Raw genomic sequence first — 19,154 nt, forward strand, 5'->3', positions numbered from 1 at the left:
GCCCGGCCCGGGGCCGCGCGCCCATGCTACGCACCCGCTCCGGGGCCGGGGGCTCAGCACAACCCGCGGCGCCACCACGGGCGTCACCGCCGTCAGTCGAGGTGGAAGACCTCGGTGAGGGGGCGCATGGCCTCGTCCGGCCGCGCGCCGTCCGGGGACTCGAAGAAGCCGGACATCTCCGCCTGCCAGCGGGCGTTGACGTCCGTGGCCTCCATGGCGGCCCTGGCCGCGGCGAAGTCCTCGGTCTCCAGATAGCCGACGAGGAGTCCGTCCTCGCGCAGGAAGAGCGAGTAGTTGCGCCAGCCGCTCCGGCTCAGGGCGCGGAGCATCTCCGGCCAGACGGCGGCGTGCCGCTCGCGGTACTCCGCCAGCCGGTCGGCGCGGACCTTCAGCAGAAAGCAGACGCGCTGCACGCGTTCCTCCTCGTGGGAAGCCGTGGACGACCGTGAGCACCTCCGTGAAAGGTTTCATGGAGGTGCTCACGGACGGTAGGGGCACTCCCCGGCCTCCGTCAACGGCCCGCGGGTGGAAAAATTCGAATGTCCGGGGAGTTCTGCGCCTCTGGACCTCGCCCGCCCCCCGCCCCTTGACACCCTCATCGGAACCCCCATAGCTTTCCGGCGATGAAACGATTCACGAAGCCGTCCGGACCTCGGGAGCTCTGACGCATGACCGCCGTGTCCGCCGTGAAGGCGGCCCTCAGGAAACAGGCCATCGAGACGCCCTCGTGGGCCTACGGCAACTCCGGAACACGTTTCAAGGTCTTCGCGCAGCCCGGTGTCCCGCGCACCCCCCGGGAGAAGCTCGACGACGCGGCCCGGGTGCACGCGCACACCGGCGTCGCGCCGACCGTGGCCCTGCACATCCCCTGGGACCGGGTCGACGACTACGCCGGGCTGGCGCGGTACGCGAAGGAGCGCGGACTGTCCCTCGGCGCGATCAACTCCAACGTCTTCCAGGACGACGACTACCGGCTCGGCAGCGTCTGCCACCCCGACGCGGCCGTGCGGCGCAAGGCGCTGGACCATCTGCTGGAGTGCGTCGACATCATGGACGCCACCGGCTCGCGCGATCTGAAGCTGTGGTTCGCCGACGGCACCAACTACCCCGGCCAGGACGACATACGCGCTCGCCAGGAGCGGCTGGCCGAGGCGCTCGCCGCGGTGTACGAACGGCTGGGCGAGGGGCAGCGGATGCTGCTGGAGTACAAGTTCTTCGAGCCGGCCTTCTACACCACCGACGTCCCCGACTGGGGCACCGCCTACGCCCACTGCCTGCGGCTGGGCGAGAAGGCGCAGGTGGTGGTGGACACCGGCCACCACGCGCCGGGCACCAACATCGAGTTCATCGTGGCCGTGCTGCTGCGCGAGGGGAAGCTGGGCGGTTTCGACTTCAACTCCCGCTTCTACGCCGACGACGACCTGATGGTCGGCTCGGCCGACCCCTTCCAGCTCTTCCGGATCATGTACGAGGTGGTGCGCGGCGGCGGTTACGGGCCGCGGACCGCCTTCATGCTCGACCAGTGCCACAACATCGAGGCGAAGATCCCCGCGATCATCCGCTCGGTGATGAACGTCCAGGAGGCCACCGCCAAGGCCCTGCTGGTCGACCGCGAGGCGCTGTCGGCAGCCCAGGCGTGCGGCGACGTGCTGGCCGCCAACGCCGTGCTGATGGACGCCTACGACACCGACGTACGACCGCTGCTGGCCGAGGTCCGCGAGGAGATGGGCCTGGACCCGGACCCGGTCGCGGCCTACCACCGCTCGGGGTGGGCCGAGCGGATCACCGAGGACCGCAAGGGCGGCCGCCAGGCCGGCTGGGGAGTGTGAGGGACATGGACGGCGACCGCACGACGGAGCGGGAGACCATCGAGGCGCTGCTGGCGCGCTCGCACCGGCTGGGCTCCGATCCGCGCAACACCAACTACGCCGGCGGCAACACCTCCGCCAAGGGCACCGGCACCGACCCCGTGACCGGCGGCGGGACCGAGCTGCTGTGGGTCAAGGGCTCCGGCGGGGACCTGGGCACGCTGACCGCGGACGGGCTGGCGGCCCTGCGCCTGGACCGGCTGCGCGCGCTGAAGGACGTGTACCCGGGGGTGGAGCGCGAGGACGAGATGGTCGCCGCGTTCGACCACTGCCTGCACGGCCGGGGCGGCGCGGCCCCCTCCATCGACACCGCGATGCACGGCCTGGTGGACGCCGCCCACGTCGACCACCTCCACCCCGACTCCGGCATCGCGCTCGCCTGCGCCGCCGACGGCGAGAGGCTGACTGCCGAGTGCTTCGGCGACACCGTCGTCTGGGTTCCGTGGCGGCGTCCCGGCTTCCAGCTCGGGCTGGACATCGCCGCCGTCAAGGAGGCCAACCCGCGGGCGATCGGCTGCGTCCTGGGCGGGCACGGCATCACCGCGTGGGGCGACACCTCCGAGGAGTGCGAGGCCAACTCGCTGCACATCATCCGCACCGCCGAGACGTTCCTCGCCGAGCGCGGCCGGCCCGAGCCGTTCGGCCCGGTCCTCAGGGGCTGTGAGCCGCTGGAGGAGGACGAGCGCCGGGCGCGCGCCGCCGCGCTGGCGCCGTACGTGCGCGCCGTCGCCTCGGCCGACCGGCCGCAGGTCGGGCACTTCACCGACACCGGCGTCGTGCTGGACTTCCTCTCCCGCGCGGAGCATCCACGTCTGGCGGCCCTGGGCACCTCCTGCCCGGACCACTTCCTGCGCACCAAGGTCAGCCCCCTGGTCCTGGACCTGCCGGCGACCGCGCCGCTGGAGGACGCCGTCGCCCGGCTGAAGGAGCTGCACGCCACCTACCGCGCGGAGTACCGGGCGTACTACGAGCGGCACGCGACCGCCGGCTCCCCCGCGATGCGCGGGGCGGACCCGGCGATCGTCCTGGTGCCGGGGGTGGGGATGTTCTCCTTCGGCAAGGACAGGCAGACCGCGCGGGTGGCGGGCGAGTTCTACGTCAACGCGATCAACGTGATGCGCGGCGCCGAGGCCGTCTCCTCCTACTCCCCCATCGAGGAGAGCGAGAAGTTCCGCATCGAGTACTGGGAGCTGGAGGAGGCCAAGCTGCGGCGGATGCCGGAGCCGAAGGCCCTGGCCACCCGGATCGCGCTGGTCACCGGCGCCGGGTCGGGCATCGGGCGGGCCATCGCGCACCGGCTGGCCGCCGAGGGCGCGTGCGTGGTGGTCGCCGACCTCGACGCGGAGAAGGCCCGCGCCGTGGCCGAGGAGCTGGGCGGCCCCGACAAGGCGGTGGCGGTGACGGTGGACGTCACCGACGAGGAGCAGATCGCCCGCGCGTTCGGGGCGGCCGTCCTCGCCTTCGGCGGCGTGGACCTGGTGGTCAACAACGCGGGCGTCTCCATCTCCAAGCCCCTGCTGGAGACGACCGTGAGGGACTGGGACCTCCAGCACGCCATCATGGCCCGCGGCTCCTTCCTGGTCTCCCGCGAGGCCGCCCGGGTGATGGCCGCCCAGGGCATGGGCGGCGACATCGTCTACATCGCCTCCAAGAACGGCGTCTTCGCGGGCCCCAACAACATCGCCTACGGCGCCGCCAAGGCCGACCAGGCCCACCAGGTGCGGCTGCTCGCCGCCGAGCTGGGCGAGGCGGGCATCCGCGTCAACGGCGTCAATCCCGACGGCGTGGTGCGCGGCTCCGGCATCTTCGCCGGCGGCTGGGGGGCGCGGCGCGCCGCGGTGTACGGGGTGCCGGAGGAGAAGCTCGGCGAGTTCTACGCCCAGCGCACCCTCCTCAAGCGCGAGGTGCTGCCCGAGCACGTGGCGAACGCGGTGTTCGCCCTCACCGGCGGTGAGCTGAGCCACACCACCGGACTGCACATCCCCGTCGACGCGGGCGTGGCCGCCGCCTTCCTGCGCTGACGCCCCTTCCAGACCCCCTGCCCGGCCACCGCACGCGCCCTGTCGTGCCACCGCGGTCGCCGGGCAGGCCCGACCCACCGTCCCGCGAGGTCCACCGTGCCCCCTGCCCCACCACCGCGCTCCCCCCTGTCCTTCGCCGCCGTCGATCTGGGCGCCTCCAGCGGGCGCGTCATGGTGGGCACGGCCGGGCCGGACGTTCTGGAGCTGCGCGAGGCGCACCGTTTCCCCAATCGTCCCGTCCGCGTCGGCGGCACCCTGCACTGGGACGTCCTCGGCCTGTACCGGGGTGTGCTGGACGGGCTGCGGGAGGCGGGCCGGGCCGCGCGCGGGGGGCGTCTGGCCTCGGTCGGCGTCGACTCCTGGGCGGTGGACTACGGGCTGCTGGACGCCTCGGGCGCGCTGCTGGGCAATCCGGTGCACTACCGCGACGGCCGGACGGCGGGGGCCGCGGGGCGGGCCGCGGCCGTGCTGCCGCCCGGGGAGCTGTACGCCGCCACGGGCCTGCAGTACCAGCCGTTCAACACCCTCCACCAGCTGGTGGCGGCCCGCGGCACGCCCGCGCTGGAGGCCGCCCGGCGCCTGCTGCTGATCCCGGATCTGATCGCGTACTGGCTGACGGGCGAGGCGGGCACCGAGCTGACCAACGCCTCCACCACCCAGCTGGTCGACCCGCGCACCGGCGACTGGGCGCGGCCGGTGGCGAAGGCGTTCGGCGTCGACCTGTCGCTGTTCCCGCCGCTGCGGCGGCCGGGGGATCCGGCGGGCGAACTGCTGGGCGAGGTGCTGGAGGAGTGCGGGCTGGACGGGCCGGTGCCGGTGACGGCCGTCGGCTCGCACGACACCGCCTCCGCCGTGGCCGGGGTCCCCGCACAGAGCGGGCGGGCGTTCGCGTACATCGCCACGGGCACCTGGTCGCTGGCCGGTGTGGAGCTGGAGGCGCCGGTGCTCACCGAGCAGTCGCGCGCCGCGAACTTCACCAACGAGCTGGGCGTGGACGGCACGGTCCGCTATCTGCGCAACATCATGGGCCTGTGGCTCCTCCAGGAGTGTCTGCGCTCCTGGGAGGCCGAGGGGCTCGCGCCGGACCTGGCGGTGCTGCTGCGCGAGGCGGCGAAGGCGCCCGCGCTGCGCTCGGTGGTGGACGCCGGCGATCCGGCCTTCCTGGCGCCGGGGCGGATGCCCGCGCGGATCGCCGAGGCGTGCCGCCGCACCGGCCTGCCGGTGCCCCGCGATCCGGCCGAGACGGTCCGCTGCGTACTGGACTCCCTGGCCCTGGCCCACCGCCGGGCGGTCGCCGACGCCCAGCGGCTGTCGGGGCGGGAGGTGGAGGTGGTGCACATCGTCGGCGGCGGGGCGCGCAACGAGCTGCTGTGCCGGCTGACGGCCGACGCCTGCGGGCTGCCGGTGGTGGCGGGCCCGGCCGAGGCGGCGGCCTTCGGCAACGTACTGGTCCAGGCGCGTGCGGCCGGCGCCGTGCGCGGCGACCTGGCGGCGCTGCGCTCCCTGCTGCGCGCCACCCGGCCGCTGCGGCACCATGAGCCCATGGGTGACCAGGCAGCCTGGCGTCGGGCGGAGGCCGCGGTATGCGGGTAGCGCTGTTCGTGACGTGTGTGACCGACACGCTCTACCCGGGCACCGGGCGGGCCGCTCTCGCCGTGCTGGAGCGGCTGGGGGTGGAGGTGGACTTCCCCCTCGCCCAGAGCTGCTGCGGGCAGCCCCAGTTCAACACCGGCTACCGGCGCGAGACCGAGCCGCTGGTGCGACGCTTCGCCGAGGTCTTCCGCGGCTACGACCACATCGTCACCCCGTCCGGTTCCTGCGCGGCGATGGTGCGCGAGAACCATCCGCGGATCGCCGCCCGTGCCCTCGGGGGCCGGAGGGCGGCCGAGGCGGCCGAGGCGGCTTCCAGGACGTACGAGCTGAGCGAGTTCCTGGTGGACGTGCTGGGGGTGACGGACGTGGGCGCGTACTACCCGCACACCGTGACCTACCACCCCACCTGCCACGGCCTGCGGACGCTGGGACTGGGCGACCGGCCCCGGCGGCTGCTGGAGAACGTGCGCGGCCTGGAGCTGGTGGAGCTGCCGGGCGCACGGGAGTGCTGCGGTTTCGGCGGGACGTTCGCGGTGAAGAACGCGGCGGTGTCGGCGGCGATGGGCGCGGACAAGGCACGCAACGTCGAGGGAACGGGGGCTCAGGCGGTGTGCGCGGTGGACAACTCCTGTCTGATGCACATCGGCGGCACCCTGGCCCGGCGGGGTTCGGCCGTCCGGCCCGTCCACCTCGCCGAGATCCTGGCCTCGACGGCCGACCGCACGACGGCCGACGGCACCGCGACCGGCGGAACGGCCGGCGGCACGCGGGAGGAGACGCGATGAGCGGTGGGACGTTCCTGGGCATGCCCGCCTTCCCCGAGGCCGCCGCCGCGGCCGTCCGCGACACGCGGCTGCGCGGCAACCTGCGCCACGCCACCGGCACCATCCGCGCCAAGCGCGCGCAGGCCGTCGCCGAGCTGCCGGACTGGGCCGGGCTGCGGGCCGCCGGCGCGGCGATCAAGGACCGCACCCTGCGCCACCTCGACCACTACCTGGAGCGGCTGGAGGAGGCCGTGACCGCCGCGGGCGGCACCGTCCACTGGGCCGCCGACGCCGCCGAGGCCAACCGGATCGTCACTCAGCTGGTCCGCGCCACCGGCGAGAGCGAGGTGGTCAAGGTCAAGTCGATGGCCACCCAGGAGATCGGCCTGAACCAGGCCCTGGAGGCGGCCGGGATCCGCGCCTACGAGACCGACCTGGCCGAGCTGATCGTCCAGCTCGGCGACGATCTGCCCTCGCACATCCTCGTCCCCGCCATCCACCGCAACCGCGGCGAGATCCGTGACATCTTCCGCTCCGAGATGGGGCGCTGGGGCCGCCCCGCGCCCGAGGACCTGAGCGAGGAGCCGGCCGAGCTGGCCGAGGCGGCCCGGCTGCACCTGCGGGAGAAGTTCCTGCGCGCGAAGGTCGGGATCTCGGGCGCCAACTTCATGGTGGCCGAGACCGGCACGCTGGTGGTGGTGGAGTCCGAGGGCAACGGGCGGATGTGCCTGACCCTGCCCGAGACGCTGATCTCGGTGGTCGGCATCGAGAAGGTGGTGCCCTCCTGGCGCGACCTGGAGGTCTTCCTCCAGCTGCTGCCCCGCTCCTCCACCGCCGAGCGGATGAACCCCTACACCTCGATGTGGACGGGCGCCGCGGACGCCGAGGGCGCCGACGGCCCGCGCGACTTCCACCTGGTGCTGCTGGACAACGGCCGCACCGACGCGCTGGCCGACGCCGTGGGCCGCCAGGCGCTGCGCTGCATCCGCTGCTCGGCCTGCCTGAACGTCTGCCCGGTCTACGAGCGGGCGGGCGGGCACGCCTACGGCTCGGCCTATCCGGGCCCGATCGGCGCGATCCTCACCCCTCAGCTGCGCGGCACGGCCACGGAGCTGGACGCCTCGCTGCCGTACGCGTCCTCGCTGTGCGGGGCCTGCTACGAGGTCTGCCCGGTGGCCATCGACATCCCCCAGGTCCTGGTCCATCTGCGCGAACGCGTCGTGGAGGGCGGCGAGGCGACGGTGCGCGGACGGCGCACCACCATCCGCCCCGCCCGCGGCCACGCCGCCGAGCGCGCGGCGATGCGGGCGGCCCGCTGGGTCTTCGAGCATCCGGCGGCGCTGCGGGCCGGCCAGCGGCTGGCCTCCCGCACCAGGCGGCTGCACCCGCGCCGCCTGCCGGGACCGGGCCGGGCCTGGACGGCGAGCCGAGAGCTGCCCGAAGTGCCCGCCGAGTCCTTCCGCGACTGGTGGCTGCGCGAACGGGGGAACGGGAGCGGGGGGCGGAAGGGCCGGGAAGATCAAACAGATCAAACAGGGCAGGCAGAGCAGACGGAGCGGGCAGGGCGGGCAGAGGGGGGAGGCGACCGATGAGCGACCGCGAGACGGTGCTGGGGCGGATCCGCGGCGCCCTGCGGGACGTACCGCGCTCCGAGACGCCGGACGACGTCCCCGTCCCCCCGGGAGTACGCGCGCGCCCGTCTCCCGTCCGGGACCGGGGCGGCCGGGGCGCTCACCGGGCTGCTGGCCGAGAACCTGGCGGACTACCGCGCCGTGGTGCACCGCACCGGCGAAGACGGCCTGCCCCTGCTGCTGTGCCGTCTGCTGGCGACGCGCGGCAGCGCCACGGTGCTGGTGCCGCCCGGTCTGCCGCCGCACTGGCTGAAGGCCGCCGACCCCGTCCGTGTCCACGACCGCGCCGCCTCCACCGCACGCGAACTGGACTCGGTGGACAGCGTGGTGACCGGGTGCGCGGTGGCGATCGCGGAGACCGGCACGATCGTGCTGGACGGCGGCCCCGGGCAGGGACGCCGACGCATCACCCTGATCCCCGACCACCACATCTGCGTGGTGCGCGCCCCCGGGCAGGTGGTGGCGTCGGTGCCCGAGGCACTGGAGAGGCTCGCCCCGGCCCGTCCGCTGACCTGGATCTCCGGCCCGTCGGCCACCAGCGACATCGAGCTGGACCGGGTGGAGGGCGTCCACGGCCCGCGCACCCTGGAGGTGGTCCTCGTCGAGGATCCGGCCCCCGAAGGAGGCGGCGCGGGGTGAGCACCGGGCGGGCGCGACCGGGGCTGCTCCGTCGGGGCGCCGTCATTGCTCTGTACCTCTGTCACCGTGCGTGGCCTCTTGTCGCTCAGCACGCCCGCGGCTAGCTTCCCCGCATGCCTTCCCGCCGATCCCTCCTCGCCGGCGGCGCGGCAGCCGCGCTGGCCGCCCCGCTTCTGCCCCCCGCCACCGCCGCCGCCACCGCCGCGGGCGGCAGCCGCTCCGGCGGCCGGGGCGTCGTCCCCGGCGCCGACGTCGCGGCCGCCCGCGACTGGTCCATGCTGCGCGGCCGCAGGGTCGGGGTGATCAGCAATCCCACCGGCGTACTGCGCGACACCGGCCACATCGTGGACTCCATGGCCGCGCGCAGCGAGCTGGAGATCGTCGGGGTGTTCGGCCCCGAGCACGGTTTCCGGGGCAGCGCGCAGGCGGGCGGATCCGAGCCGGAGTTCACCGACCCGCGTACCGGCCTGACGGTGTACGACGCGTACGGGGCGGGCGCGGCGAAGCTGGCCGAGCTGTTCACCAGGGCCGGGGCGGACACGATCGTCTTCGACATCCAGGATGTCGGCGTCCGCTTCTACACCTACATCTGGACCATGTACAACGCGATGATCGCCGCCCGCTCCACCGGCGCCCGCTTCGTCGTGCTGGACCGTCCCAACCCGATCGGGCGGCGGGCCGACGGCCCGCTGATGACCGAGGAGTTCACCTCGGGCGTCGGCGCCGAGGTGATCATCCAGCAGCACGGGATGACGGTGGGCGAACTGGCCCGCTACTTCAACGGCGAGCTGCTGCCGAAGGAGGGCGGGGGCGGGGAGCCGGCGGAGCTGGAGGTCGTGCCGGTGCGCGGCTGGGACCCGTACTCCACCGCGCACGGCAGCGGCCTGCCCTGGGTGCCGCCCTCCCCGAACATGCCGACCGCGGACACCGCCGTGGTCTACGCCGGGACCGGTTACTTCGAGGGCACCAACCTCTCGGAGGGGCGCGGCACCACCCGACCGTTCGAGTTCGTCGGCGCGCCGTACCTGGACCACCGCTACGGCGACCGGCTGAACGCGCGGAAACTGCCGGGAGTGCGGTTCCGCGAGGGCTACTTCGTGCCGACGTTCGGCAAGCACACCGGCACCACCTGCGCGGGCGTCCAGATCCACGTCACCGACCCGCTCCGCTACGAGCCGATCCCCACGGCGGTGGCGATGCTGGTGGAGGCGCGCCGCCACCCCGACTTCGCCTGGCGCCAGGACTCCTGGGACACCGGGCGCCCGTTCTGGATCGACAAGCTCTCCGGCTCACCCCGGCTGCGGGAGCTGATCGACGCGGGCAAGGACGTGGAGGAGATCACGGCCGCCTGGCGGGAGGAGGTGCGCGCCTTCGAACGGGCGCGCCGCCCGTACCTGCTCTACCGCTGAGCCCCCGAGGGACGGGAGACGGCCGGTCCGCGGCGCCCGGGCGCCGCGGACCGGCCGTTCAGCGCAACCGCTCGGCGAACGCCTGGTACGCCCGCTCGCCGAAGAGGACGAACCGGGCCTCCTCGACCGACGTCCGCGTCGCGCGAACCGTCTCGACGGCGATGCGCGCGGCGTCCTCCGGCGGCCAGCCGTAGGCGCCCGTGGAGACCGCGGGGAAGGCGATGGTGCGGGCGCCCAGCTCGCGTGCCACCCGCAGGGACTCCCGGTAGCAGGAGGCGAGCAGTTCCGAGCGGTCCTCGTCCCGGCTGAAGACCGGTCCCACGGTGTGGATCACCCAGCGCGCGGGCAGCCGCCCGGCCGTGGTGGCCACCGCCTGTCCGGTCGGCAGGCCCCTGCCGTAGCGGGAGGCACGCAGGGCCCGGCACTCGGCGAGGATCTCCGGGCCTCCCCTGCGGTGGATCGCCCCGTCGACGCCTCCGTCGCCCAGCAGGGAGGAGTTGGCGGCGTTCACCACCGCGTCGACGCGCTGCTCGGTGATGTCGCCCCGAACCGGTCGAATCCGTGTCATGCGGTCCTCCTCTCGGCGGCGGGCGTCCCTGTCGGCGCGCTCGCGGTGAGTTCGGGGTGGGACCGGAGCGCACTCGGGCGGTGGGTTCACCGGTCGGCGTCGGCGAGTAAACCCATGCGGTGAGCGGTTCGCGCGGCCATGGTCCGGTTGGAGCAGTTCAACTTGGACAATATACGGCTGACGTGCCGCTTCGCGCCGTGCTCGGTGATGTCCAGCCTGAGGCCGATCTCCTTGTTGCTGAGCCCCATCGCCAGCAGCACCAGGGTCTCGCGCTCCCGCGGCGAGAGTACGGGCTGCTGCAGGGGGAGCAGCGGTTCGCGCAGTGCGGAGAGAGCGATGCGCCCCAGCACCGGGGGGAAGGGCATCTCACCCCGGGAGAGGGCGTCCAGGGCCCTGCTCAGCGAGTCCTCGCTGAGTTCCTCGGTCATCATGAAGCCGTCGGCGGGGTACCGGGCGGCGCGTTCCAGAAACGTCGGGTCGGAGTCGCCGAGGATGACGAGGGAGGTGGCGCCCTCGGCACGGATCGCGCAGAGCGCCTCCTCCGTCGCGTCGTCGGGGCCGCGGCAGACGAGGACGACGAGTTCGGCGGAGCGTCTGCGCACCTCCGCGGCGGCGCTCGCGCCGTCCGGGACGGACACGACCTCCGCGACGTCGTCCGTCTCGGTCAGGAGCGCCTCGATACCTCTGCGCAGCACCTTCGGCCCGCCGGCCACCAGTACGTGCAGAGAAGTCACCGGGCACAGGGAACACACTGCTGTAGATCTCATCTGACCCCCATATACACAGATGGAGCAAACGCCCACGGCCGGCGGAGCGCTGGGGCCGGCCGTGGGCGACATGGGACGCGGCGGCGCCGTCCGGCTGTCCGGTGACGGCACGGCTCGCGGTCAGGTCAGCGGACGCGAGGGCGGCGACAGCGGCGACCCCCGGTGTTCCCTCCGGTGTCTGCGGCTTCTGTGCATCGGGAACTCCCCCGTTCGCCAGGAGTTGGGACCGGCACAGGTTCGTACCTGCGTCGGCCGGTAACGGTCTAACTTGTTACCCGAACGCGGAGGATCGAACAATAATCTTTCCGCGGTCCGCAACAGGCGTGTCGGGGGCGGCCAGCCCCCGCAGCGGAGCACGCAGTTTCACCAGCATCTCCTCGTACTCGGCGGCCGGATCCGAGTCGAGCACGACGGCCCCTCCCGCGCCGACGTCCAGGCAACCGCCGTGCGCCACGGCGGTGCGGATGACGATGTTCAGATCGGCCGCCCCGGTGAGACCGATGAAACCGAGGGCCCCGGAGTACACACCGCGCGGACGGTCCTCGAGACGGCCGATGATCTCCATGGTCCGGAGCTTGGGGGCGCCGGTCATGGACCCCCCGGGGAAGCAGGCGCGGACGGCCCGCACCGGACCGACACCGGGCAGGAGCCGGCCCCGCACGGTGGTGACGAGCTGGTGCACGGTGGTGTAGGACTCCACGTTCATGAAGGAGGGCACGTCCACACTGCCGATTCCGCAGACCCGCCCCAGGTCGTTGCGGAGCAGATCCACGATCATCAGGTTCTCCGCGCGGGTCTTGGGCGAGGAGGCGAGCTCGTCCCCGGCCCGGGCGTCCTCGGCCGGGTCCCGGTGGCGCGGTGCGGTGCCCTTTATCGGCCTCGCCTCCGCCACGCCGTCCTCGCCGATCTTCAGGAAGCGCTCCGGGGACGAGCACAGCACGCGGGTGTCGCCGGCCTGGAGGTAGGCGGCGTACGGCGCGGGGTTGAGCGCCCGCTGGCGCAGGTAGAGGGCGAACGCGTCGCCGCGGAAGGGGATCCTCGCCTCGGTGGTCAGGCAGATCTCGTAGCTCTCGCCCGCGTGCAGCTCGTCCAGGCAGGCGCGGACACGTTCCAGGTACACCCCGCGGGGTGCCTCCAGCCACGCCTCGGGGTCCACCCCGTTGGCCGGTTCGGCCGGTTCGGCGCTCCGGTCGCCGTCCGGCCGGCGCCAGTTCGGTGCCCGCCGGGCGGCCTCGGCGAGCCATCGCCTCGCGTCCGCGAGCTCCGCGGGCTCATCAAGGCTCGCGGCGACCAGCCAGGTGTCGTTCTCCTCGTGGTCGACGACCAGGAACCGGGTGGCCGTCATCCACACCGCGTCCGGCGTGGACGAGGAACGGGCGTTGGGCGAACCGCAGTCGGCCTTCACCTCGTAGCCGAGGTAACCGACGTAGCCGCCCTTGAGACCGAAGGGGAGTTCGGGGGCGTGGGGGGCGGGGCGTTCGCGCGTCCGCCGGTCCAGGACGTCGAAGATGCCGCCGGGCAGCCGGCACCGGTGGCGCCCGTCCGCGTCGAGCACCTCCACGTGCCCGGTACCCACGGCGTAGCGGAGCACCTCGCCCGACGGGCCGTCCGGGTGGCCGACGAAGGAGAAGCGGGCCGTCTCGGAGGAGGTCCGGCTGCTGTCGAGCCAGAAGGCGTACGGGCGGTCGGCGCACAGCTCCCGGAACGCCGTGCCGGCGTCGACGGCGTACGGCAGACGCGCGTGGTGCAGTGTCCATCGCGGACGCCCGTCCGAGAGGGTGCGGGGCTTTCCCGGGGCTCGGGCCGGAAGAGGCGAAGGGACCGGGCGGGATGACGGAACCGGAAGAGGCGAAGGGGACCGGTGGGCCGTCGCCAGTTCCCGGAAGTTCTCCAGCAGTTCGGCACCGTACTCGGTGGCTATGGACTCCGGGTGGAACTGCGCCCCCCACCAGGGGCGGAACCGGTGGTGGAAACCCATGAGCACACCGTCCTCGGCCCAGGCGTCGGCCTCGACGTCGTCGGGCAGACCGGTGACGCACAGCGAGTGGTAGCGGACGGCCGTGAACCCCTGCGGAAGCCCCGCGAACAGCCCCTCCCCCCGGTGCTCCACCCGGGTCAGGTGCCCGTGCCGGGGACGGGGGGCGGGGACGACACGGGCACCGGCCAGCCGGGCGAGTCCCTGGTGGCCCAGGCACACGCCGAGCGTCGGCAGACCGCTCTCCCGCACCACGTCCAGGGCGCGCCCGGTGTCACGCGCACGCTGCGGGCGTCCCGGGCCCGGGGACACCGCGATCGCGTCGAAGCGGCCGGCGAGGGACGCCGTCAGCCGCGGATCGTCGTTGGCCAGTACGTGCGGCGGCGTGCCGTAGGTGCGGGCGAGAAGCTGGTAGAGGTTGAAGGTGTAGGAGTCGTGGTTGTCTACGAGCAGTGTGCGCACAGGCCGCTTCCTCCGCTTCGGCGCATGACGGTCACTCGGCCGGGCCCGGCCTGTTCCCCGCGGTCCGGCGCAGGACGAACCGGCGCAGCTTGCCGGTGGGGGTACGCGGCAGTTCGGGGACGAAGATCACGGACCGGGGCACCTTGTAGCGGGCCACCCGGCCGGTCAGCCGCCCGAGGAGTTCCTCCGCGCCGGGCGGCCGGACCGATCCGCCCTCCCGGGGGACGACGAAGGCCCGCAGCCTGGTCGCCCCGCGCTCGTCGGGGCACGCGGCCACCGCCGCCTCCAGCACTCCGGGGTGTTCCTGCAGTATCCGCTCGATCTCGTGCGGGGCCACGGTGATGCCGCCCACCATCTCCAGGTCGTCGGCGCGCCCGCGGTGGACGTAGCTCCCGTCGGGCTCGCGGACCGCCAGGTCCCCCGTGTCCAGCCACCCGTCCACGACCGTCTCCGAGGTCTGCCGCGGTTTGTTCAGGTAACCGGCCATCAGGGTCGGCCCCGCCACCCACAACCGCCCCTCGGCGCCCTCGGGCACATCGCGCCCGTCCTTGTCGGTCAGGCGCAGCCGGTAGCCGTCGACGGGACGTCCGAGGGTGCCGACGCGGTCGGCCTCGACGGTGTTGGCGCAGAAGGCGTGCCCGGCCTCCGTCGAGCCGATCTGCTCCAGGACCGGGGCCCCCAGGAGCCCGCTCGCGCGTTCGGCCAGGGACGGGCTCAGCGACTCGCCGGCGGACACCGCGGCACGGACCGTCCGCAGGGACGCGGGATCGCCCTCCGCGACCAGCTGGGCGTAGGAAGTGGGCACGCCGTACAGCAGCGTGACACCGTGGCGGGAACACGCCTCGCGGACATCGGCGGGGGTGGGCCGCCGGGGCAGGAGTACGGCGCTGCCGCCGGAGAAGAGCGGGAAGACGAAGGCGTTGCCGAAACCGTAGGCGAAGAAGAGCCGGGAGATCGACAGGGTGACGTCCCGCTCCGCGGCCCGCAGCGCCCCCCATCCGGTGGAGCGGTGGTAGTGGAAGGGATCCCGGTGCCGGTGCACCGCCCCCTTGGGCTCGCCCGTCGTACCCGAGGTGTACTGCACGTACAGGGGGGCGTCCGCCGGAAGGCGCGCGGATTCCGCGCGGGGCGCCCGTGCCGCCTCGCGCAGCAGCTCCTCCCCGGTGAGGGCGGGGGCCGGGAAGCGGTCCGCGATTCCCTCGGGGCAGAGGACGAGGACGGGGTCGCTGTCGGCGGCCAGCCCGGCATGCTCACCAGGGGCGAGGTCAGGGTTGACGAGCACGGCGACGGCTCCCAGCCGGGCGGCACCCAGGAAGGCGACGATCCATGCGGAGCTGTCGTGCAGGGCGATCAGAACCCGGTCACCGCGCCGCACCGAGTGGTGCGCCAGCACGGTCGCGGCGCGGGCGGCGGTGTCGTGGATCTCGCCGTGCGTCCAGGTCCGCCCGGGTTCGTGGAAGGCCGGGAGGAGCTGCCGGCCCCGGCGTTCGGCAAGGTCGGCGAGTTCGGCGGCGAGGTTCACAGCGGCCCTCCGGAAAACGGCCGGAGGGCTCCGGGCGTTCCGGTGACCCGCTCCGTGCCGCCGTCCGGCCCCCACCGCGCCGGCGGGGAACCGAGGGTCCGCGGGCCGTACCAGAACTGCGTCATGGCGAATCACCGATTCCTGCGTGATCGAGAATTGAGAATGCGCGGAATCCAACAAGGACAACGGGACGGAAATTAGACATCCGGCCGTCCGCGGTCAAGTGCGCTTTCCGACTGCCCGACCGGCTACCGGTTGGCGCGAAGAAGCTCCTCACACATCGCATCCAGCTGAACACTCTCAGAATAAGACCAGGTGGGAGCGGGTGCTGTAACTGCCCATGTACCCGTTCGGGTACCTCTGGAATACCCTTTCGGGTGCCTTCCGGTGAGACTTTTGCGCCGTATTGAAAGAGGCTCCTCGCTATGTCAACGTAAACCGCATGCCGGACGGACTCCCCCTTGGAAAAGATGCGACGGAAACCCTGCACGGCAGTCGGCCCGATGTCCTGGAACTGGAACGGGCCGAAAACGCGGTGCGGGCCTGCACGGACACGGTCGGCGCCGTCTGCGCGCTGCGGACACACCACGGAGGCGGCCTCACGCTCCTGCTGGAGGCCGGCCCCGGGCTCGAGGAGCGCGACTGGGCGACGTGCGCACGTGCCGCGGTCAGGACCATGGTGGCCGAGTGCGGACTGGCACCGGAGACCGTGGGTCTGGTCCGCGCAGGGGCACTCGCCGCGCCGGCCGGAGGGGAACCGGCGAACGCTTCCGCACGGCGGCGGGAGGTGCTGCGTCGCTACCGGTCCGGTGAACTCGAACTGCTCCACCGCCACGACGCGGTGGACCCCGCCCGGCCCTCCGGCTCCTCCTCCACCGGCACCACCAACGTCGGCGACGCCGCCGGGCGTCCCGTTCCCGCCGGGGCGCCGGCCCCGCGGTCAGGCGGCCTGCCCGCGCTGACCCTGGAGTCGATGCGCGAGGACGTCGCGCGCTCCGTGGGCGTCACCCCCTCCGCCATCGGCGACGAGGACGACCTCGTCTACCACGGGCTGGACTCCATCCGGCTCATGCAGCTCGTCAACCAGTGGCAACTCGACTCCCTGTCGCTGAAGTTCGCCGACTTCGCCGAGCGTCCTGTTCTCACCGCCTGGTGGAAACTGGTCACCGATCGGCGCGAACGGCCGGACGGCGGGGAGGCCGGCCGTTCGGCGGACGGATCGGCGGTCGACGAGAGCGAGCCCTTCGCCCTGACACCCGTGCAGCACGCGTACTGGATCGGACGCCGCGACGACCAGGTGCTCGGTGGCGTGGCATGCCACTTCTACGTGGAGTTCGACGGCGACCCGCGCACCCCGGTGGACCCCGGGCTCCTGGAGGGTTCCGTACGGGAGCTGATGCGCCGCCACGCGATGCTGCGGGCCAGGTTCCTGGACGACGGGACCCAGCAGGTGCCGGAGGATCCCGCCTGGCCCGGCCTCACGGTGCACGACCTGCGCGGAGCCGGCGAGGCCGAGGTGGAACGCCATCTGGCCGAGGAGCGGGAGCGCCTCGCGCACCGCCGTCTGGACGTCGACGGCGGTGTGGTGTTCGACGTGCGGCTGTCGCTGCTGCCCGGGGACCGCCACCGCATGCACGTCAACGTGGACCTGCTGGTGGCGGACGTGCTCAGCATCCAGATCCTCTTCCGCGACCTGTCGCGCATCTACCGGGCGGGCGGGGACGCCGACCGGGCCGGGCTGCCGGAGCTCGGCTACGGTTTCCCCACCTACCTCGCCCGGGTGGAGGACCGGCGCAGCGCCGACCGGGAACGGGCCCGGGAGTACTGGCACGCCCGCCTCCCCGATCTGCCCGGCGGTCCCCAGCTCCCGGTCTCCGTCGAGCCCTCGTCGATCGCGGCTCCGCGCTTCGTCCGGCGCGACCACCGGCTGGACGCACGGGAGCGGGCCGCGCTGGAGGAACTCGCGCGCCGACACGGGGTCACCGTCCCCGTGCTGCTGGCGACGGCCTACGCCGAGGTCCTCGGCGCCTGGAGCACGGAACCGCGCTTCCTGCTGAACGTCCCGCTGTTCGACCGCTCCGTGCTGGACCCCCACGTCGAGCACCTGGTGGCGGACTTCACCAACCTCGTACCGCTGGAGGTGGACCTGGACTCCGAGACCGGGTTCGGGCAGCGGGCACTGGAACTACAGGCCCGCCTGCGATCCGACATGGCCCATTCCGAGTACACCGGGGTGGAGGTCCTCCGCGATCTGGCGCGGTCGCGCACGGACGGGGCCCCTCCTCCCTCCGTGGTGTTCACCAGCGCCGTCGGCATGGGCGACCTGGTCGGCCAGGAGACGCAGGAGGCGTTCGGCCGGCTCGGCTGGATGCTGTCGCAGACGCCGCAGGTGTGGCTGGACCACCAGGTGATCGAGCAGGACGGCGGCCTGCTGCTGGTGTGGGACGCGGTCGAGGAACTCTTCCCGCCCGGCGTCCTGGACGCCATGTTCACCACCTACACCCGCCTGCTCGACCACCTCGGCGACCACGACTGGAACACCCCCCTGCCCCCACTGCTCCCACCCGAGCAGCGCCTCGTCCGCGCCACCGCCAACGACACCACCGGCCCCCTGCCCGACACCCTCCTGCACGACGGCTTCTTCACCCACGCCGCCCGCACCCCCCACCGCACCGCCCTGCTCACCCCCGACGGCCACACCACCTACCACGACCTCGCCGACCAGGCCCTGCGCATCGCCACAACCCTGCTGGACCGCGGCACCACCCCGGGCGAACCGATCGCCGTCACCCTCCCCAAGGGACCCGACCAGATCGCCGCCGTCCTCGGCATCCTGGCCGCCGGAGCCGCCTACGTCCCCGTCGGCGTCGACCAGCCACCCGAACGCCGCAAACGGATCTACCAACGCGCCGGAGTACGCACCGTGCTGACGGGAGAGACCGCGGACGAACAGCCCGGAGAACCGGCGACGGTGCCCCTGGCCGACTGCGCCGCCTCCGCCCCGCTGGACGCACCCCTGCCCCAGGACCCCGACACCCTGGCCTATGTGATCTTCACATCGGGATCCACCGGCGAACCCAAGGGCGTGGCCGTCTCCCACCGCGCCGCCATGAACACCATCACCGACCTCAACGACCGCTGCCACGTCACCGCCGACGACCGCGTCCTGGCCCTGTCCGCCCTGGACTTCGACCTCTCCGTCTACGACACCTTCGGCCTGCTCACCGCCGGCGGCACCCTCATCCTCCCCCACCACGACCACCGCACCGACCCCGACCACTGGCACCACCTCGCCCACACCCACCACCCCACCATCTGGAACACCGTCCCAGCCCTGCTGGACATGCTCCTGACCACCACCACCGACGACCACCCCCTACCCCCCACCCTCCGCCTCGCCCTCGTCTCCGGCGACTGGGTCCCCCTCGACCTCCACCCCCGCCTCACCCACCACCTCCCCCACTGCACCCTCATCGCCCTCGGCGGCGCCACCGAAGCCGGCATCTGGTCCAACCACCACCACATCACCACCATCCCCCCGCACTGGACCTCCATCCCCTACGGCCGCCCCCTGCGCAACCAGCACTACCGCGTCGTCAACCACCACGGACACGACGCCCCCGACTGGGTCCCCGGCGAACTGTGGATCGGCGGCCACAGCCTCGCCCTCGGCTACCACAACGACCCCCACACCACCGACCGCAAATTCCCCCACACCCACCACACCCGCTGGTACCGCACCGGAGACCTCGGACGCTACTGGCCCGACGGCACCCTCGAATTCCTCGGCCGCACCGACCACCAAATCAAGATCAACGGCCACCGCATCGAACTCGGCGAAATCGAAACCGCCCTCACCCAACACCCCCACATCACCACCGCCACCGCCCTCAAAACCCCCCACACCCACCAACTCGCAGCCGCCGTCACCCCGG

The 19,154-nt window shown here is 73.1% G+C and carries 12 protein-coding genes and 1 pseudogene; 8 read left to right on the forward strand and 5 right to left on the reverse strand.

Features of this window, described 5'->3' with window-relative positions:
• Positions 1–92: 92 nt before the first annotated feature.
• Positions 93–413 carry an L-rhamnose mutarotase gene (locus CUT83_RS13060; RefSeq protein ID WP_093850107.1) on the reverse strand — a complete coding sequence of 107 codons (321 nt, stop codon included), beginning with the start codon at positions 411–413 and terminating at the stop codon, positions 93–95.
• Between the two features lie 255 nt (positions 414–668).
• Here CUT83_RS13060 and rhaI point away from each other — a divergent pair, with 255 nt between their 5' ends.
• From rhaI to CUT83_RS13095, 7 genes and pseudogenes are all read left to right on the forward strand, one after another.
• Positions 669–1,829, forward strand: a complete 1,161-nt coding sequence (gene rhaI / locus CUT83_RS13065) for an L-rhamnose isomerase (protein ID WP_101256011.1) — start codon at positions 669–671, stop codon at positions 1,827–1,829.
• A 5-nt stretch (positions 1,830–1,834) separates the two neighbouring features.
• Positions 1,835–3,889, forward strand: coding sequence for a bifunctional aldolase/short-chain dehydrogenase (locus tag CUT83_RS13070; protein ID WP_101256012.1), 2,055 nt, complete (start codon positions 1,835–1,837; stop codon positions 3,887–3,889).
• Positions 3,890–4,060: 171 nt separating this feature from the next.
• Complete coding sequence (locus tag CUT83_RS13075) at positions 4,061–5,482, forward strand: rhamnulokinase (RefSeq protein WP_101256013.1); 1,422 nt, start codon at positions 4,061–4,063, stop codon at positions 5,480–5,482.
• Positions 5,473–6,267: a (Fe-S)-binding protein gene (locus tag CUT83_RS13080; protein ID WP_101256014.1), complete on the forward strand. Its 795-nt coding sequence runs from the start codon at positions 5,473–5,475 to the stop codon at positions 6,265–6,267. The genes CUT83_RS13075 and CUT83_RS13080 overlap by 10 nt, the downstream gene beginning before the upstream one ends.
• A complete protein-coding gene (locus CUT83_RS13085; protein ID WP_101256015.1) occupies positions 6,264–7,838 on the forward strand; it encodes a lactate utilization protein B in 1,575 nt (524 codons plus the stop codon). The genes CUT83_RS13080 and CUT83_RS13085 overlap by 4 nt, the downstream gene beginning before the upstream one ends.
• Positions 7,835–8,516: pseudogene (locus CUT83_RS13090) on the forward strand (LutC/YkgG family protein). Before CUT83_RS13085 ends, CUT83_RS13090 begins: the two are co-directional and overlap by 4 nt.
• Before the next feature lie 113 nt (positions 8,517–8,629).
• Positions 8,630–9,925 carry an exo-beta-N-acetylmuramidase NamZ family protein gene (locus CUT83_RS13095; RefSeq protein ID WP_101256016.1) on the forward strand — a complete coding sequence of 432 codons (1,296 nt, stop codon included), beginning with the start codon at positions 8,630–8,632 and terminating at the stop codon, positions 9,923–9,925.
• A gap of 58 nt (positions 9,926–9,983) precedes the next feature.
• Here CUT83_RS13095 and CUT83_RS13100 read toward each other — a convergent pair whose 3' ends face one another.
• From CUT83_RS13100 to CUT83_RS13115, 4 genes are all read right to left on the reverse strand, one after another.
• Positions 9,984–10,493: an O-acetyl-ADP-ribose deacetylase gene (locus CUT83_RS13100; protein WP_101256017.1), complete on the reverse strand. Its 510-nt coding sequence runs from the start codon at positions 10,491–10,493 to the stop codon at positions 9,984–9,986.
• A gap of 86 nt (positions 10,494–10,579) precedes the next feature.
• The gene (locus CUT83_RS30540; protein ID WP_240957832.1) at positions 10,580–11,227 is read right to left on the reverse strand and encodes a LuxR C-terminal-related transcriptional regulator; all 648 of its coding nucleotides are present in this window, start codon (positions 11,225–11,227) and stop codon (positions 10,580–10,582) included.
• Positions 11,228–11,531: 304 nt separating this feature from the next.
• Complete coding sequence (gene pabB / locus CUT83_RS13110) at positions 11,532–13,697, reverse strand: aminodeoxychorismate synthase component I (protein WP_093850098.1); 2,166 nt, start codon at positions 13,695–13,697, stop codon at positions 11,532–11,534.
• A gap of 31 nt (positions 13,698–13,728) precedes the next feature.
• On the reverse strand, positions 13,729–15,219 hold the full coding sequence (locus CUT83_RS13115) for an AMP-binding protein (protein ID WP_101256018.1): 1,491 nt from the start codon (positions 15,217–15,219) through the stop codon (positions 13,729–13,731).
• Between the two features lie 442 nt (positions 15,220–15,661).
• On the opposite strand from CUT83_RS13115, the gene CUT83_RS13125 reads away from it, so the two are divergent.
• On the forward strand, positions 15,662–19,154 hold a 3,493-nt coding region (locus CUT83_RS13125; RefSeq protein WP_158239006.1), incomplete at its 3' end, for an amino acid adenylation domain-containing protein.

Source organism: Streptomyces barkulensis (assembly GCF_002843305.1).
Taxonomy (GTDB): domain Bacteria; phylum Actinomycetota; class Actinomycetes; order Streptomycetales; family Streptomycetaceae; genus Streptomyces; species Streptomyces barkulensis.

What these genes read in the sequence shown, in the direction of transcription:
- rhaI (WP_101256011.1), top strand. Translation starts at nt 669, where the DNA reads ATGACCGCCGTGTCCGCCGTGAAGGCGGCCCTCAGGAAACAGGCCATC.
- CUT83_RS13070 (WP_101256012.1), top strand. Translation starts at nt 1,835, where the DNA reads ATGGACGGCGACCGCACGACGGAGCGGGAGACCATCGAGGCGCTGCTG.
- CUT83_RS13075 (WP_101256013.1), top strand. Translation starts at nt 4,061, where the DNA reads ATGGTGGGCACGGCCGGGCCGGACGTTCTGGAGCTGCGCGAGGCGCAC.
- CUT83_RS13080 (WP_101256014.1), top strand. Translation starts at nt 5,473, where the DNA reads ATGCGGGTAGCGCTGTTCGTGACGTGTGTGACCGACACGCTCTACCCG.
- CUT83_RS13085 (WP_101256015.1), top strand. Translation starts at nt 6,264, where the DNA reads ATGAGCGGTGGGACGTTCCTGGGCATGCCCGCCTTCCCCGAGGCCGCC.
- CUT83_RS13095 (WP_101256016.1), top strand. Translation starts at nt 8,630, where the DNA reads ATGCCTTCCCGCCGATCCCTCCTCGCCGGCGGCGCGGCAGCCGCGCTG.
- CUT83_RS13100 (WP_101256017.1), bottom strand. Translation starts at nt 10,493, where the DNA reads ATGACACGGATTCGACCGGTTCGGGGCGACATCACCGAGCAGCGCGTC.